15 protein-coding genes are annotated in these 16800 nt (G+C 58.7%); 10 read left to right on the top strand and 5 right to left on the bottom strand.

The features are described from left to right. Positions 1-291: 291 nt before the first annotated feature. The 4 genes from HNQ50_RS12425 to HNQ50_RS12410 all read right to left on the bottom strand — a co-directional run bounded on the left by HNQ50_RS12425 (position 292) and on the right by HNQ50_RS12410 (position 5002). The gene (locus tag HNQ50_RS12425) at positions 292-1419 is read right to left on the bottom strand and encodes an ABC transporter ATP-binding protein (RefSeq protein WP_184101154.1); all 1128 of its coding nucleotides are present in this window, start codon (positions 1417-1419) and stop codon (positions 292-294) included. A gap of 241 nt (positions 1420-1660) precedes the next feature. After that, on the bottom strand, positions 1661-2503 hold the full coding sequence (locus tag HNQ50_RS12420) for a carbohydrate ABC transporter permease (RefSeq protein WP_184101152.1): 843 nt from the start codon (positions 2501-2503) through the stop codon (positions 1661-1663). 16 nt (positions 2504-2519) lie between these two features. Then, a complete protein-coding gene (locus tag HNQ50_RS12415) occupies positions 2520-3434 on the bottom strand; it encodes a carbohydrate ABC transporter permease (RefSeq protein WP_184101150.1) in 915 nt (304 codons plus the stop codon). A gap of 314 nt (positions 3435-3748) precedes the next feature. Continuing rightward, the gene (locus tag HNQ50_RS12410; protein WP_184101147.1) at positions 3749-5002 is read right to left on the bottom strand and encodes an ABC transporter substrate-binding protein; all 1254 of its coding nucleotides are present in this window, start codon (positions 5000-5002) and stop codon (positions 3749-3751) included. Positions 5003-5393: 391 nt separating this feature from the next. Between HNQ50_RS12410 and HNQ50_RS12405 the strand changes: the two genes are divergently transcribed. The 10 genes from HNQ50_RS12405 to HNQ50_RS12360 all read left to right on the top strand — a co-directional run bounded on the left by HNQ50_RS12405 (position 5394) and on the right by HNQ50_RS12360 (position 16098). Next, positions 5394-6674 carry an ABC transporter substrate-binding protein gene (locus HNQ50_RS12405; protein ID WP_184101138.1) on the top strand — a complete coding sequence of 427 codons (1281 nt, stop codon included), beginning with the start codon at positions 5394-5396 and terminating at the stop codon, positions 6672-6674. After that, entirely contained in the window at positions 6649-7362 is a 714-nt protein-coding gene (locus tag HNQ50_RS12400) for a response regulator (RefSeq protein WP_184101136.1), read from the top strand. The genes HNQ50_RS12405 and HNQ50_RS12400 overlap by 26 nt, the downstream gene beginning before the upstream one ends. Continuing rightward, a complete protein-coding gene (locus HNQ50_RS12395) occupies positions 7355-8860 on the top strand; it encodes an ATP-binding protein (RefSeq protein WP_184101134.1) in 1506 nt (501 codons plus the stop codon). The genes HNQ50_RS12400 and HNQ50_RS12395 overlap by 8 nt, the downstream gene beginning before the upstream one ends. A 1121-nt stretch (positions 8861-9981) precedes the next feature. Beyond that, on the top strand, positions 9982-10359 hold the full coding sequence (locus tag HNQ50_RS12390) for a gamma-butyrobetaine hydroxylase family protein (protein ID WP_184101132.1): 378 nt from the start codon (positions 9982-9984) through the stop codon (positions 10357-10359). Positions 10360-10382: 23 nt separating this feature from the next. After that, positions 10383-11120, top strand: a complete 738-nt coding sequence (gene ubiE, locus HNQ50_RS12385) for a bifunctional demethylmenaquinone methyltransferase/2-methoxy-6-polyprenyl-1,4-benzoquinol methylase UbiE (RefSeq protein ID WP_184101130.1) — start codon at positions 10383-10385, stop codon at positions 11118-11120. A gap of 62 nt (positions 11121-11182) precedes the next feature. Beyond that, complete coding sequence (locus tag HNQ50_RS12380; RefSeq protein WP_184101128.1) at positions 11183-11743, top strand: ubiquinone biosynthesis accessory factor UbiJ; 561 nt, start codon at positions 11183-11185, stop codon at positions 11741-11743. Between the two features lie 71 nt (positions 11744-11814). Beyond that, complete coding sequence (gene ubiB, locus HNQ50_RS12375) at positions 11815-13332, top strand: ubiquinone biosynthesis regulatory protein kinase UbiB (RefSeq protein ID WP_184101126.1); 1518 nt, start codon at positions 11815-11817, stop codon at positions 13330-13332. After that, entirely contained in the window at positions 13329-13901 is a 573-nt protein-coding gene (ampD, locus tag HNQ50_RS12370) for a 1,6-anhydro-N-acetylmuramyl-L-alanine amidase AmpD (protein WP_184101124.1), read from the top strand. Before ubiB ends, ampD begins: the two co-directional genes overlap by 4 nt. Positions 13902-13975: 74 nt before the next feature. Further along, positions 13976-15874 (top strand): potassium transporter Kup, encoded by a 1899-nt coding sequence (locus HNQ50_RS12365; RefSeq protein WP_184101122.1) that lies wholly within the window; start codon positions 13976-13978, stop codon positions 15872-15874. Between the two features lie 83 nt (positions 15875-15957). Then, positions 15958-16098, top strand: coding sequence for a hypothetical protein (locus tag HNQ50_RS12360; RefSeq protein ID WP_184101120.1), 141 nt, complete (start codon positions 15958-15960; stop codon positions 16096-16098). 381 nt (positions 16099-16479) lie between these two features. On the opposite strand, the gene HNQ50_RS12355 is transcribed toward HNQ50_RS12360, so the two are convergent. Next, complete coding sequence (locus HNQ50_RS12355; protein ID WP_184101118.1) at positions 16480-16779, bottom strand: STAS domain-containing protein; 300 nt, start codon at positions 16777-16779, stop codon at positions 16480-16482. Positions 16780-16800 lie beyond the last annotated feature (21 nt).

The following is a 16800-nucleotide window of genomic DNA, read 5'->3' as shown; positions in this document are numbered from 1 at the left end:
TCGGGAGCCTGTGGTCTCCCTCCACTCCCTCGGCGCTGGGCTTTGATGGGGGAGAAAGTCAAAAGCAACGGCAACAAACAACCCCAACCCCGCAAACTAGTTGCATGCAAGGATGTTTTACCTTGCCTACCACTTCGTCATTCCCGCGAAGGCGGGAATCCAGTTGTGACCGACTGCGCCGCAGGCGCTGAAACCCGCCTTTGAGCAACCCATTCCCCAAAAGAAAAACGCCCTGCATGCATCAGCACACAGGGCGTCCAGCCTCTGGTAAGGCAACAACACATTTAACCCTTACCCCACGCGCTTGGCAGCCACCATATTGCCCGGCTTCAGGCGCTTGAATGCATTGCCATCCCGATCAAACACATGGAAGGCGGCGGAAGGGGCAGAGATATTGATCACATCGCCAATCTTCACTTCCCGATCGCCATGGCCGCGCACCGTCAGGTCCTGGCCGGTGGAAAGCGTCAGGTACAGGAAGTTGGATTCACCCAGGTGTTCGACCAGGTTCACGGTGCCAGAGAAACGCTCGCTGCCGTTGGTGTCTTCCCACAGGTGTTCAGAGCGGATACCCACGGTCACGCGGTCGCCCACGGTGGCGGTGCTGGCATCGACCTCGGCACGCACGCTCTGGCCGCCGGCCAGGGTGACGATCAGGTGGTCGGCAGTGGCGGTTTCCACCACGCCCTCCAGCAGGTTCATCTTGGGCGAACCAATAAAGGTGGCGACAAACAGGTTGGCGGGTTGTTGATACAGTTCCAGCGGCGAACCGGCTTGCTGGATCAGCCCGTCATGCATCACCACAATCTTGTCGCCCAGGGTCATGGCTTCAACTTGATCGTGCGTCACATAGACAATGGTGGCGGCCAGTTCGCGGTGCAGCTTGGCAATTTCCAGCCGGGTTTGCACGCGCAGGGCGGCGTCCAGGTTGGAGAGGGGTTCGTCAAACAGGAACAATTTGGGTTCACGCACAATGGCGCGGCCAATGGCAACGCGCTGGCGCTGGCCGCCCGACAATTCGCGCGGCAGACGTTCCAGCAAGTGGTCAATCTTCAGGATCTTGGCCGCGTTGCGGATACGGGTGTCGGCTTCATCCTTGGATTTGCCGGCCACCTTCAGACCAAATGCCATGTTCTTGTACACGCTCATGTGCGGGTAGAGCGCATAGCTCTGGAACACCATGGCAATACCGCGCAAGGCGGGTGGCAGGTCGTTGACGCGGTTGTGATCAATTTCCAGATCGCCACCGGTGATTTCTTCCAGGCCGCAAATCATGCGCAATAGCGTGGACTTGCCGCAACCCGACGGGCCGACCAGCACGACAAATTCGCCGTCGTTGATTTCCAGGTTAATCCCGGACAGCACATTGGTTTTACCGTCGTAGGATTTGGTCAGGTTTTTCAGTGCTACATGAGACATCTTGTTTGCTCCCATTGGTCGCAAACGGTGAGGGGTGAGGGGTGAGGTGTAACCCCAAAACCTTTGATGCTCGACCGTTTACGATATGAATTCTGTTTTGTTGGCTGTAGGGTGGATTCGCGAAGCAACCCACCGTTGCAGTGGTGGGTTGTCGCTTTGCTCCGAACCCACACTACGGCACTTGGTGCGCCGGGGCGGGTTTTTACACCTCACCCCTCTCACCTCTCTCCTCACCGCGCCGTCACTTGACGGCACCAGCGGTAATGCCGCGAATCAACTGGCGAGAGAAGAACACATACATCACCAGTACCGGCAGTACGGCCAGCGTCAGCGATGCCAGCACCGCGTTCCAGTTGGTGACGTATTGACCAATAAACTGCTGTACCCCAAGCGTGACGGTCTGGGTGGCCTCACCCGGTGCCAGAATCAGCGGGAACCACAAGTCGTTCCAGATGGGCACCATGGTAAACACTGCCACCGTAGCTACGGCCGGACGGATCAGCGGCAGGATCACCTGGAAGAAGATCTTGAATTCGCCCACGCCATCGCAACGGGCGGCTTCTTTCAGCTCTTTGGGAATCTGCTGCATGAACTCGGAGAGGATCATGATCGCCAGCGGCAGGCCCTGCGCCACGTACACCAGAACCAGTGCGGTCAGCGTGTTCACCAGGCTCAGGCTCACCATCAGTTTCAGGATGGACACGGTGCCCAGGCGAATGGGCACCATGATGCCGAAGGCAAAGAACAGCGCCAGAATCCGGCTGCCCTTGAACTTGTATTCAGACAGCGCCCAGGCAGCCATCGCGCCAAACAGCAAAATCAGCACCAGCGAGGTAATCGTCACCGTCAGGCTGTTACCGAAATACAGCGTGAAGTGGGACTCGCGCAGCACTTTCTGGAAACCGATCAACGAGAACGTCTCGCTGGTCGGCAGGGCCAGCGGGTTATCAAAAATGGCGCCGCGGCTCTTGAACGAGTTGATGATGATCAGCGCGATCGGGAACAGCGCCAGGATTGTGTAACCCGCCAGGATGACCTGCGTCAGGCCTGCGCCGAGGAAGCGGGAAGCTTTGTTTTGCGACATGTGTAGTGGCCTCCCCTTAAAAACTGAAGCGTTGCAGCTTGCGCTGGATAAAGTAGAAATACACGCCCACGCCAAACAGGATCACCAGGAACATCAGTGTGGCCACGGCGGCACCCATGGTCGGGCTGCCAATCTGGCTCTGATAACCAAAGAAGGCGCGGTAGAAGTACGTACCCAGAATATCGGTACTGAAGTTGGGGCCGGCCAGCGCACCCTTGACCGAGTAAATCAGGTCAAACGCGTTGAAGTTGCCCACAAAAGTCAGAATGGTGGTCAGACCCAGCGTCGGCAGAATCAGCGGTACGCGGATCGTCCAGAAAATGCGCCAGGCAGATGCGCCTTCGACATAAGCGGCTTCGATGATTTCGTCCGGAATGGCAATCAGGGCGGCGTAGATCAGCATCATCGGGATACCGACAAACTGCCAGACCGACATGGCGGACAGCGTATAGAGCGCGGTTTCTTCCTGCCCCAGGAAAGGCTGGAACAGGCTATCCAGATGCACCAGGCCCAGCAGTTTTTCGGATACGCCCCACAGCGGGGACAGAATCAGCTGCCAGATAAAACCAATGATCACAACGGACAACAGCGTCGGCAAAAAGATCGCCGTCTGATAACCCTTGGCAAACTTCACCCCGCGCATCGACAGCAGGGCCGCCAGTAACAGACCCAGCGGGTTCTGGATGCACATGTGAACCAGGAAGAACTTGCAATTGTTCTTCATGGCATTCCAGAAGCCTTCAGACCATAGCGGGTCGAACAACAGGGAATGGTAATTGGCGAGGCCCGCCCAGGTTTGCGAGCCATTGTCGTTGGTGCTGAAGAACCCCAAACGCAAGGTATCGATCAGTGGCCAGGCGCTGAACACCAGGTAAATCAGAAATGCCGGGGCCAGAAAGACCACGATATGCCAGGGAAACGAACGTTTCATGGCCTAACTCCCTATGAATCACCGACAAAACGCGGTTGCCCTTGACTGCCCGGACCTGCCGGCACCCGCGTTTTGTCGGTGATTCTTTATTTGTGTTTATCTATTGCGCGCCAGAGTGCGTAAACACTTTCTGGCGAAACAACCAAAAAAAACGCCGGCGGCGAACCGCCGGCCTAACTCACAGTCGAGGGTATGGAGAGGAAGAACAACAACAACAGGTGGCCGACCAGACCGGCACGTCTCCGTCGCACCGGGCCGAGCGGAACCCATGGGCTGTTCCGCCATACGGCCACCTGCAATACCGCTAACTCAGCTTATTGAGCCGGCTTGTACCACTTGGCCAGACCGGACTGCAGACGGGCCGCGCCATCTTTCGGCGACAGCTTGCCGTTGATGACTTGCGAGTTCACGTTCCACAGTTCGTTTTCCAGGTTCGGCGTGCCACGGTTCAGGATCTGCGCGTTCACACGGATGGTGGAACCGCAGCTCTTGCGCCAGTCGAGGAATTCCTTGGCAACCGGATCTTTCACGGCGATCAGGTGGTTGGACAGGCTGAAGAAGCCGGTGACCTTGTTGGTGTACAGGTCAGCAAACTCTTGCGAACCCAGCCATTCCACGAACTTGTAGGCGTCGTCCTTGTTCTTGGACTTGCTGTTCACGCCCATGCCCAGATCGGTATGGTCCGAGATGTAACACTTGTCGCCAGCCTTCGGCACCGGAGGCGGGAAAGCGCCCAGTTCGAAACCAGCGGCGTTCTGGTTGTAGTAACCAATGTCCCACGAGCCCGCGGCCACCACGGCAGCCTTGCCGGATGCAAACAGGTTCTGCGTATCCGGGTAGGTTTGAGCGCTGTAGCCCTTGGCCAGGTACGGTGCGTATTTGGCTTCGATTTCCAGCGGTTGTTCAAACGCCGGGTCAGTGAACTTGGCCTTGCCAGCGATCAAAGCCTTGCGGCCTTCTTCGCCCTTCCAGTACGGAGCGCCAATGCTGGTGTAAACGATCTGGGATGCTTCCCACTGATCGTTGGTACCCAGTGCCAGCGGGGTGTACTTGCCGGAAGCCTTGACCTTGTCCATGACCTTGAAGAAGTCATCCGTGGTCTTCGGTTCGGTCAGGCCCAGTTCCTTGAAGATCTTCTTGTTGTACAAGAAGCCATGGATCACCGAAGCGATGGGTTCGCAGAAGGTATCCTTGCCATCGTCAGTTTCCCAGGCCACCTTGGCGGACGCCGGGAAGTTTTCCAGACCCTTCTTGCCGTTCAGTTTTTCCAGGTTGCCTTTCTTGTACAGGTCCAGGGATTTGTCGAACGGACGGCAGGTGATCAGGTCACCCGCAGTGCCGCCAGCCAGGCGTGCGTTAAGGCTGGAGTCATATTCTGTCGGTGCGGTCGGGGCAAACTTGACCTGGATGTTCGGGTAGTGTTTCTGGAATGCCGGAATCAGCACTTCTTCCCACAGGCTTTTGTCGTCGGTACGCCAGCTTTCGATGGTCAAGGTGCCTGCATGTGCGGCGCCTGCAGCCAACAGCGCAGCGACAATGGCGCCACGCATGATGTTCTTGCTTTGCATTGGTCGATCTCCTCAGGTTTACCCCTGTGTAAAAGTTTTGCTGGGGGCATGGCCAGGAAATTAGCATCCACCTTTGCGTGACACAAAAACCGCTTGTGTTTATTGGTAATAAACAAATAACATGTTGATTATTATGTGAAAAATAACAAATCAGTCAGGTCGGGATGTTACCTTTTATTACATTCCGGCGCCCCTTGTGGGCGGCAATGACTGTAACAATCAAGGATTCCTCGCGGGATACACCCGCCGGGCGCAAATAGAGATCGCAAGTAATCGCAATCTTTCTTTACAAAACAGGTTGCTACGTTACGTTATTCTGCGGCGAAAAAAACACGGGGCGAGCTTGATGGATGCAAGCAAGAACCTGGCACAAGGGGGGAGACGCATGCACATGCGGTACAGCGTTTATGCGCTGCTGCTGGGTGCATTGTGTCTGGGGGCCCCTGCCTGGGCGCAAGAAACGGTGGATGTATTGCACTGGTGGACGTCTGCCAGTGAGCGGCATGCTGCAGATTACCTGGCTGATCGCCTGCAGGACGAAGGCGTGACCTGGCAGGACGCGGCTATTCCTGGCGGCGCGGGCGTGGGCGCCATGAAGGTGCTCAAAAGCCGCGTACTGTCTGGCAAGGCGCCAGATGCTGCGCAATTGATTGGCCCGGCGATTTCAGAATGGGCTGATCTGGGTTTGCTGCTGGAACTGGATAACGTGGCCCGTCGCAGCAACTGGAACGACAAACTGTTCCCGACGGTGGCCAGTGTCATCCGCATGCGTGGGCATGTGGTGGCTGCGCCTTTGGGCATTCATCGCATCAACACGCTGTTCTATAACCAGGCGCTCTTTACCAAACTGGGCCTGGCCGCCCCGCGCACCTGGCCGGAGTTTGAACATGTGGCCGATGCGCTGTCCCGCGCCGGCTACACGCCGCTGGCGCAAAGTACCGAGTCCTGGCAGATTGCCACGCTGTTCGAAACCCTGTTGCTGTCGGAAACCGGCCCGGCCATGTACCGTGACCTGTTGGTTCGCCGCAACGCCAACGGCTGGTACGACGTGCGGGTGACGCGGGCACTGGAACGCTTGCGCCGGCTAAAACACTGGATGCCGCAAAACCTGTCGGAGCGCCCCTGGCAAGATGAAGCCGCTGATCTGGCGCGTGGCAAAGCCGCCATGTGGATCATGGGGGACTGGGGCAAAGGGGAGTTGCAAGCCATGGGCCTGACCCCGGGTGACCAGTTTGGCTGCACCGCCGTGCCCGGGACGGCGGACGCGCACTTATATAGTATTGATACGCTGGTCATGTTCACCGGGGACTACGCCAACCAGAGCGCGCAGGAAAAACTGGCGCAACTGGTGGCTTCTCCGGCGATCCAGGCCGGGTACAACCGGATCAAGGGCTCGGTCCCGGTGCGGCGCGATGTCGACCCCTCCACACTGGACCCCTGTGCGCGGCAATCCTGGACCACCTTCGGGCGTGGTCAGGCCGTGCAGGCGCCCAGTCTGGTTCACCGCATGGCGACCGATGAGGCACTCAAAGACGCCATCGTCAGCCTGATCCGCCGTTATTTTCTGGATGACCGCATTCCGACATCGGAACTGCAACGGCGCATTGCCGCAGTAATCCGGGCTTTGTCGCTGGAAGGAAACAGTTATGACTCGCAAGATACTGGTCGTTGATGATGACCAGAAAACCCGGGCGTTGCTCAAAGCGTACCTGGAAAAGAACCAGTATGAAGTGCGGCTGGCGCATGACGGTGCCAGCTTCATGGCCGAGTTCGAACGCTACCGGGATGAGCTGAGTCTGGTGATCCTGGACGTGATGCTGCCGGACACCGACGGTTTTGCGCTGTGTGCACATATCCGCAAACGCTCCAGCGTGCCGGTCATCATGCTGACCGCCAGCGCGGACGACACCGACCGTATCGTCGGACTGGAACTGGGGGCCGACGATTATCTGGGCAAGCCCTACAACCCGCGTGAATTGCTGGCCCGCATCAAAGCCATCCACCGCCGCGCGGGTGTGGAGAACGGCGCGCCGGCCCGCTATTTCCGCTTCAACGGCTTTACGCTCGATACGGTCGAACGCACCCTGTCTGACCCGACGGGCGAGACTGTCAAACTCACCGGGCTGGACTTTCAACTGTTGAAGTATCTGGTTGAGCACCCCGGCGAGATTCTTGACCGCAGTGTGCTGGCCGAAGAAACCCGTGGCCGCGATCTGGGCCCGCTGGACCGCTCGCTGGACGTACAAATCAGCCGCTTGCGCCAGCGTCTGCTGGACGATGGCAAGCAGCCCGCGCTGATCAAGACGGTGCGCGGTGCAGGTTATGTGTTCTCGGCCGAAGTGGCGGTCAGCCATGGCTGAGGGCGGCCGCCGCCGACCGTGGTATCTGCGCGTGATCCCGTCCTCGTTACTGGGGCGGCTGACGGTGGTGATGGTGCTGGGCGTGCTGCTGACGCAAGTGGTCGGCAATCTGATCTGGGCCAGTGAAGTCCGGCAGAAGGTCTCGACCGAGGCGCTGGACGCCGGCGAACACATCGGCGGTAGCGCCGCCGCCGCGTTGCGCTTTTTTCGCAGCCTGCCCCCCAACTATCGCCCCATCCTGATTGATCAGTTACGGGAAATGGGCGGCACGCGCTTTTTTGTCAGCGTCAATCACAGTGAAGTGCCAATCCAGCGCATCAAAGGCTCACCGCTGGCCGATGCTGTGTGCGCCCGCATTGTCGCCGTCTTGCATCGGGAATACGCCAAGCTGCTGGATTTCCAGGTCGGCTTTGCCTGGCCCGACAACCTGCCGGTGGCCGACGATGGCGTGACGCTGGATGATCTGCCGGACGGCTGGGTGCAGAACACCCTGGTGGTCAAACCCCGGCCCGCACCGATTCTGGTGATCCAGGCCGAGATCGAACCGGGCAACTGGTTGTATCTGGCGACGCTGATGCCAGACCCCTATTTCATGGAAAGCGATGAACCGCTGGCGCATGACCGCATCATGTTGCTGCTGATTACCGTGGGCGTCGTGCTGCTGTTGTCGCTCCTGGTGGTGCGCTGGATGACCAAGCCCTTTGCCGCACTCTCCAAAGCCGCCGACGCTTTCGGCCAGGGCATGCCTTCCGTGCCGTTACCCGAATCCGGCAGCCGCGAATACATCAAGACGGCCCGAGCCTTTAACGCCATGCGCGAGCGCACGCAGCGCTATCTGGAAGACCGCGAGCGTTTGTTTACGGCGATTTCCCACGACCTGCGTACCCCCATTACCCGGCTGAAATTGCGCACGGAAATGCTGGACGACGACCAGACCCGCGCCGAGTTTCATGAAGACCTGGATGACCTGGACGTGATGGTCAAAGGCGCGCTGCAAAGCGTGAAAGACACGGATATCCACGAAAATCCGGTACAGATTCGCCTCGACAAATTGATCGAGCGCCTCGTGAACGGCGCACAAATGGCCGGAAAAGACGCCACCTTTGCTGGCGGCCCAGTGTCCGTTTTTGCCCGCCCGCTGGCGCTGAAACGCGCCGTGGGCAATCTGCTGGATAACGCGCTGTTTTACGGCAACCGGGCCGAGGTGCTGGTGACGCAGACCGAAGAACAAGTCGAACTCACCATCCGCGATTATGGTCCGGGTGTGCCGGAAGAAGCACTACCGTCCCTGTTCCAGCCTTATGTGCGGCTGGAGCATGGGCGGGCATCCAACAGCAATGGTATGGGGCTGGGGTTGGGGATCACCCGCAATATCGTGCATGCGCATGGTGGCGATTTGCTGCTGGCTAACCACCCGCGCGGGGGGCTGGTGGCGACGATTTTGTTGCCGCGGGGGAAGGGGAAGGCGATGGTTTCTGCTGATGAGGTTGTTTATTAGGCGGGGGCATGTTGCTGCGGGTGTCGCGTGGATTCGGAGCGTTGGCGACAATCCACCATGGCGATGTGTGTGTTAGCGCCTGCGGCGCGGGGTTGAAAAGCATTTGATACCCGGGGTGCCGGGCCCACGTTACTTTGCTTCGCCAGCCTCGGCGGCCCCAAGAAAAGTAACCAAAAGAAAGGCGACCCTGCGGCAGTGCCCCTTCGGGGTTCCCTGTGCTTCTCGCAAAGTCCGGCTGGCTTCAGCCCCGCTGCCACTGCCATCCGATGGGATGATCGACTTTGTGGGGGTACCCCCAAGGGGCAGGAACTCGGCCTTCGGCCTCAAACACCCTTGCGCCGAAACGCCTCGGCGGCCCCCCGTACTTCGCTGCTGTGCTCGGCGCTGCCGGAGGGGAGACACATCAAAAGCAACTTCAACATCAAAAACAACGGCAACATCAAAAGCCCAAGCCCAAGCCCAAGCCCAAGCCCAAGCCCAAGCCCAAGCCCAAGCCACTGCAATCCCAACCCAGTACCGCCTGCTTGCAAGAACGGTTCACCACGCCCACCACTTCGTCATTCCCGCGGAGGCGGGAATCCAGTCCGCAGCCCAACGGGCTGCTTGCGGTGGCCTACCGCTTCACTTCGAATTTACTCTGAACAGCGTACATGCACCGCAGCTGGATTCCGGCTCAAGGCCGGAATGACGAGTCAATGGGATGCGTGTTGAATTGGCTGTGGCTGTGGCTGTGGCTGTGGCAGTTGCCGTTGCGGTTGGGGCTGTTTTTGACTTTCTCCCCCATAAAAGCCCAGCGCCGAGGGCGTGGAGGGAGACGCCAGGCTCCCGACCAACTGAGGGAAGCCCGGAGGGCCCCAAAGAAAGTGACGTGGGCCCGGCACCCCGGGTATCAAAATGCCTTTCACACCGCGCCGCAAGGCGCTAACACCCACAACAATCTTAACCAGAACAGCCACCCCGGATTCCCGGCCTGACGGCCTCCATCCGGGCTACGTAGTGGCGCCTGCCTGCAATGCCTCCACACCTCAATCGCACCCTCCATCGCGCCCCATGCGGCAACGCGGTATCATTGCGCCTTTGAAACGGTCGCTCTGCCCCAGAGCAGAAAAAAGGAACCAAGTATGGCCGGACTCACCTCCTCCAGCGCCACGCCAGTGGAAATCCGTTTGCACCGCGCCTCGCGCGAGCTGGAAGTGGCGTTTGATGACGGCCAGCGCTTTGTCCTGTCGTGTGAATACCTGCGCGTCTTTAGCCCATCGGCAGAAGTGCAGGGCCACGGTGCGGGGCAGGGCGTGTTGCAGACGGGCAAGCGCAACGTCGCCATTACCGCCATCGAGCCGGTGGGCAACTATGCTGTCAAACTGGTGTTTGACGACGGCCATGACTCTGGCCTGTTCTCCTGGGCATACCTGTACGAACTGGGCACAGAACACGCCGTGCGCTGGCAGACCTATCTGAACGATCTGGCCGCCGCCGGCGCCAGTCGCGACCCGCAATGAATTGACAAGACTGTGAGCACGCTATGAGCGATAACACCACGCACTTTGGTTACAAGACGGTCGACGAATCAGAAAAAGCCCAGAAAGTGGCCGAAGTTTTTCATTCCGTCGCGCAAAAATATGACGTAATGAATGACCTGATGTCCGCCGGTCTGCACCGCGCCTGGAAGTTCTTCACCATTGAAACCAGTGGCGCCAAGCCCGGTGACAAGGTGCTGGATATTGCTGGCGGTACGGGCGATCTGTCCAAAGCGTTCTGCAAGAAAGTGGGCAAGACCGGGCAAGTCTGGCTGACCGACATCAATAGTTCCATGCTGGGCGTGGGCCGTGATCGCTTGCTGGATGCCGGCGTGGCGACGCCGGTGGCGCTGTGTGATGCAGAAAAGCTGCCGTTCCCGGATAACTATTTCAACATTGTGTCGGTGGCGTTTGGTCTCAGAAACATGACCCACAAAGACGCAGCACTCAAAGAAATGCATCGCGTACTCAAGCCGGGCGGACGCTTGCTGGTGCTGGAGTTCTCCAAGGTCTGGACACCGCTCAAGCCGGCTTACGATCTGTACTCCTTCAAGCTTTTGCCGTTCATGGGCAAACTGGTGGCCAACGATGCCGATTCTTACCAGTACCTGGCCGAATCCATCCGCATGCACCCGGATCAGGAAACGCTCAAGGGCATGATGCTTGATGCCGGCTTTGCCAAAGTGGATTACCACAATCTGTCGGCGGGCGTCGTTGCCCTGCACAAGGGCATCAAAATCTGAAGTGCCGGTTTGCCCGCTGCGGCGGGCATGGTCATGTCCCGATTTAAATGAGGTCTGTATTGATGCTTGCCACGATCCTGAACCGCATGCTGGCCCATGACGAAGCCGCCCGCACGGCACTCGCGCCTTACCAGGGCCGTGTGATCCGCCTGGTGTTGCCGGTATTGTCGGGCACCCTGATCATCGGGGCCGATGGCACGGTGGCGTCGGCCACCGGCCTTGCCGAAGCCAGCATTCTGCTCTCGCCCACGTTCTTTACGACCTGGCTGTTTGATCGTGATGCGGCCAGCAAAAAAGTGGGATTGAACGGCGATGCGGAACTGGCGGCGGCCGTGGGGCAGGTGCTGGCCAAACTGCGCTGGGATATGGCTGAAGAACTCTCGCAACTGGTGGGTGACGTCGCAGCCAACCGGATCACCTGGATCGCCGGCAAAATTGGCGGCATTCCGGGCGCTATCGGTTCACGCTTGCTGATTGAACTGACCGAATACTGGCGTGATGAAGCACCGCTGGTGGTCACCAAGCGCCACGTTGATACCTTCTGTACCAGTGTGGATGCGTTGCGTGACGATCTGGCCCGGCTGGAAGCCCGGCTGGAGCGGCTGACGGTGAAGTCGTTCTGAGCGCCTTGCGCCACGTCTGGATTTAACTGATCAAATACACGTTCCCGCGGGGACGGGATAAATGGATACGCATGCGGATATTCCGCCTTCTTAAAATCGCCCGTGTGGTCATCCACTATGGGCTGGATGAATTCCTGCTCGGCCACGAGCGCGTGCACGGCCTCTCCCGCCTGGTCAACATCCTGTTTTTCTGGCGCAAGCTCGATCAGCCACGTGCGGAACGGTTGCGGCTGGCGCTGGAAGCGTTGGGCCCGATCTTCGTCAAGTTTGGCCAGGTCCTCTCTACCCGGCGAGATTTGCTGCCGGCTGATATTGCCGATGAGCTCGCTTTTTTGCAGGACCGCGTGCCGCCGTTCTCCGGCGATATTGCGGTCGCGGTGATTGAAAGCAGCCTCAAACGGCCGGTATCCGAACTCTATGGTCAGTTCGACCGCACGCCGGTGGCCTCGGCCTCGATCGCCCAGGTACACCGCGCTACCTTGCCGGATGGGCGCAACGTGGCGGTCAAAGTGCTGCGCCCCGGCATTTTGCCGGTGATCGAGAGCGATCTGGCGTTGCTGCGCGTCATGGCCGGCCTGGTCGAGCGCTTGTTTGCCGATGGCAAACGCCTGCGCCCCAAAGAGGTCGTGGCCGAATTCGACAAATATCTGCACGACGAACTCGACCTGATGATCGAGGCCGGCAACGCCTCGCAACTGCGGCGTAATTTCACCGGTTCGGACATGCTCATCGTGCCGGAAGTGTTCTACGACTGGTGTGCGCGTCAGGTGCTGACCCTGGAGTGGATGGACGGCATTCCAGTGGGGCGCGTGGAAGAACTGCGCGCTAATGGGATTGATCTGAAAAAACTCTCGGTTTATGGCGTAGAGATCTTCTTCACCCAGGTATTCCGCGATGGTTTTTTCCATGCCGACATGCACCCGGGCAACATCTTTGTCGCGGCGGATAACCGCTATATTGCGCTGGATTTCGGCATCGTCGGCACGTTGTCGGAAGTCGACAAACAATACCTGGCGATCAATTTTCTGGCGTTCTTCAACCGCGACTACCACCGCGTTGCCGCCGCGCATATCGAGTCTGGCTGGGTGCCCAAAGAGACACGGGTTGAGGAACTGGAAGCGGCGGTACGCACCGTCTGCGAGCCCATCTTTGACAAGCCGATTTCGCAAATCTCGTTTGGTCAGGTCCTGTTGCGATTGTTTGAGACTTCGCGCCGCTTCAATGTCGAAATCCAGCCGCAACTGGTCTTGCTGCAAAAGACGCTCCTCAACATTGAGGGTCTGGGCCGTCAGCTGGACCCGGACCTGGACCTGTGGAAAACCGCCAAACCGTTCCTTGAACGCTGGATGAATGAACAGATTGGCTGGCGCGGCCTGTGGCGCAACATCAAGCATGAAGCCCCGCTGTGGGCGGCCATGCTGCCCACCTTGCCGCGCAAGCTCAACGATCTGGCCAATCAGAACACCACGGAACTGCTGGTCACCGGCTATCAAGGCCTGATGTGGGAACAGAAAAAACGCAACTGGCTGCTGGGTGTGATCGCCGTGCTGCTGGCGGCACTGGTTGCCAGCTTGTGGTGGCACAGATGACTGGGGTGTTTGACGCGGCGGGCTGGTATACACCGGCCAGAACGGTGCCCAGCCCCAACTGTGACGCCCGCCCGGATGGCATCACCATTGACCTGCTGGTGATCCACAACATCAGCCTGCCACCGGGTGAGTTTGGTGGCGATCTGGTTGAACGCCTCTTTACCAACAGTATCCCCGTTGATCACCCGCTGTTTGCCGATCTGGGCGCGTTGCGGGTGTCATCCCATTTTTTTATCCGGCGTGACGGTGCAGTGGTGCAATTTGTCCCCGTGTCGCACCGGGCGGCGCATGCCGGCGTGTCAGACTGGCAGGGAAGAGAGCGCTGCAATGATTTTTCGGTCGGCATCGAACTGGAAGGCACCGACCACACGCCGTTTACCGATGCGCAATATGCCGCGTTAATAACCCTGGCGACAGGACTGGCGCAAACCTGGCCGCTGCGTGCCATAGTGGGACATAACGATATCGCTCCACTGCGCAAAACGGACCCCGGCCCCTGTTTTGACTGGCAAAGGGTCTATGTTGCGTTGCCGCACCTGTACCCGGATACTGCGGGCCTACAGCTGTAAGGCGGGGCTATAATCGCGGCGCTTGAAGCTTTATACATAATTTACCCGATTCAATATCAAGAGACTCCTGCAGCATGGGCGCAAATCATGGCCAGGCTCCTTCCGCTTCCCGGCTTGCCGGGTTGACCGTTGGCGCTATTGGCGTGGTGTACGGGGATATCGGTACCAGCCCGTTGTACACCCTTAAAACCTGTCTGACCGCACACGGCAACCTGCCGATCAACGCGGAAAACATCCTGGGCATTCTGTCGCTGATTTTCTGGGCGATCATGATCGTGGTCTCGGCCAAATATGTGGTTGTGATCATGCGTGCCGACAACCGTGGCGAAGGCGGTATTCTGGCGCTGATGGCGCTGGCGCTGCGTGACCTGGACCCGCGTTCGCGCAAGGGCCTGTTGCTGATGGGGCTGGGCATCTTTGGTGCTTCGCTCTTTTATGGTGATGGCATCATTACGCCCGCCATTTCCGTCCTCTCTGCCTTTGAAGGGATCAGCGTCATTTCGCATACGCTTGACCCGTACATCGTGCCGCTGACCATCATTGTGCTGGTGGCCCTGTTTGCGATTCAGCGCCATGGCACCAGCAAAGTAGGCAAATTCTTCGGCCCGATCATGGTGTTCTGGTTTATCACTCTGGCGGTGATGGGTCTGCGCAGCATTGTTCATGCACCAGAAGTCTTTGCCGCGATCAACCCGCTCTATGGCGCGCGCTTTATTGCGGATTTCCCGCTGCGCGGCTTCATCATCATGGGCGCGGTCGTGCTGTCAGTCACCGGGGGCGAAGCGCTTTACGCCGACATGGGCCACTTTGGTCAGAAGTCGATCAAGATCGCGTGGTTTGGTCTGGTATTGCCGTCGCTGGTCTTGTGTTACTTCGGCCAGGGTGCGTTGCTCTTGCATAACCCGGCCGCCATCAAGAACCCGTTCTTCTTGCTGGCGCCGCAGTGGGCACTGGCGCCGCTGGTGATTCTGGCGGCGGCCGCCACCGTGATTGCCTCGCAGGCCGTGATCTCCGGCGCGTTCTCCATGACCAACCAGGCGGTGCAACTGGGTTATTGCCCACGGGTGGATATCGACCATACCTCTGACCAGGAAATCGGCCAGATCTACGTGCCGCAAATCAACTGGTTCCTGATGGTGGCGGTGATTCTGCTGGTGCTGGCTTTCCGCACTTCTGACAACCTGGCCTCTGCCTATGGTTTGTCGGTTTGCGGCACCATGGTAATGACTACCCTGCTGGCCTTCAATGTGCTGGGCAAAACGCTGGACCCCGGTCGCAAGATGCTGTTCCGCGTGGTGCTGATCGGTTTCCTGGTGGTCGATCTGATCTTCCTGAGCTCCAATATGCTCAAACTGCCGGACGGCGGTTGGGTACCGCTGGTGATGGGCTTGTTTATCTTTACCCTGATGACCACCTGGAAGCGCGGCCGCACTTTGCTGGGTGATCGTCTGCGTGAAGGCGAATTGCCGCTCCAGGGTTTTGTCGAAAGCCTGGAAGCCGCCCCACCGCAACGCGTGGAAGGCACGGCCATCTTCATGACCACCAGTGCAGACTCGGTGCCGCATGCACTGTTGCATAACCTCAAGCACAACAAGGTGCTGCACGAGAAGGTGGTGTTCTTGACCATCCGCACGGCAGATATCCCGTTTGTGGCCAAGCGTGAAAAGGTAGTGGTGCCCAAGCTGGGCGAGAGCTTCTACCAGGTGATCGCCACCTACGGCTTCAAGGAAGAACCATCGGTACCGTCCATTTTGAAGCAGGTGGCAGAACTGCAGCCGGAGCTGGATTTTGACCCGATGCAGACGTCGTTCTTCCTCTCCCGCGAGACCATCGTTGAGGGTAAATACCCGGCTATGGCCTGGTGGCGGCGCAAGGTGTTCTCTTTGATGACCCGCAATGCCACACGCGCGACCAGCTACTTCAAGATTCCGCCGAATCGTGTGGTGGAAATGGGGATGCAGGTGGAGTTGTAATCAGGCCGATAGAATCAAAAAAAGGGCACCTCGGGTGTCCTTTTTTGTTGACCTTCGACCATGTAACTCGAGGCTAATAGCTGTTGCTGTTGCTGTTGCTGTTGCTGTTGCTGTTGCTGTTGCTGTTGCTGTTGCTGTTGCTGTTGCTGTTGCTGTTGCTGTTGCTGTTGCTGTTGTTTTTGATGTTGTCGTTGGGGTTGCTTTTGACTTTCCTCCCCCGTTAAAGCCCAGCGCCGAAGGAGTGGAGGGAGACCTTAGGCTCCCGACCGACTGAGGGCAGCCCGGAGGGCCGCCGGGCTGGGGTCGCCTTTCTTTGCCTACTTTCTTTGGCGAAGCAAAGAAAGTAGGGTGCGCCGGCCACCGCCGGTATCAAATGCCTTTCAAACCCGCGCCGTCAGGCGCTGACTCGTAAGCACCGCAATCGGTGGATTGTCGCTATCGCTCCGAATCCACCCTACAACCAGCATGGCAAAGGCCACTTGCAGCGGTTGGACTGGATTCCCGCGACCACTCCGTCCAGGCGACGAAAGCCTCAACACCAGCCAACAAAAAAGACACCTTCAAGGTGTCCTTTTTTGTTGGCCATCTACTGCTGGCAACCACACTTACCGTAATTCAAAAATCCCGCCAGTATTGGCAATATCCACCATCTCCCGGATATCCGCCCGCAGGCCGTGCAGCACAATCGCTCGTCCCGGCGCGCGTTCATGCAGCAAGAGCAGCATCCCCAGCGCCGTGGAGTCCATGCTCTCTACCCGCGCAAGGTCAAAGTGAATGGCCTCGATATCCGCGTGGCCCAGCATATCCTGCGTGACCTGCCGGAAACTGCGCTGACCTTCCCACGTAAAATGGCCTGCCAGCCGGATATGCGCCACCGGTTGCGCCAGTTCCAGAATCGCCTGCACGGCTTGTTCCTTGTCGGTTGT

This window comes from Silvimonas terrae, assembly GCF_014202765.1.
In the GTDB taxonomy this organism is placed as follows: domain Bacteria; phylum Pseudomonadota; class Gammaproteobacteria; order Burkholderiales; family Chitinibacteraceae; genus Silvimonas; species Silvimonas terrae.
Note: the sequence above shows the minus strand (reverse complement) of the source record. Positions and strands in the feature narration are given on the sequence as shown.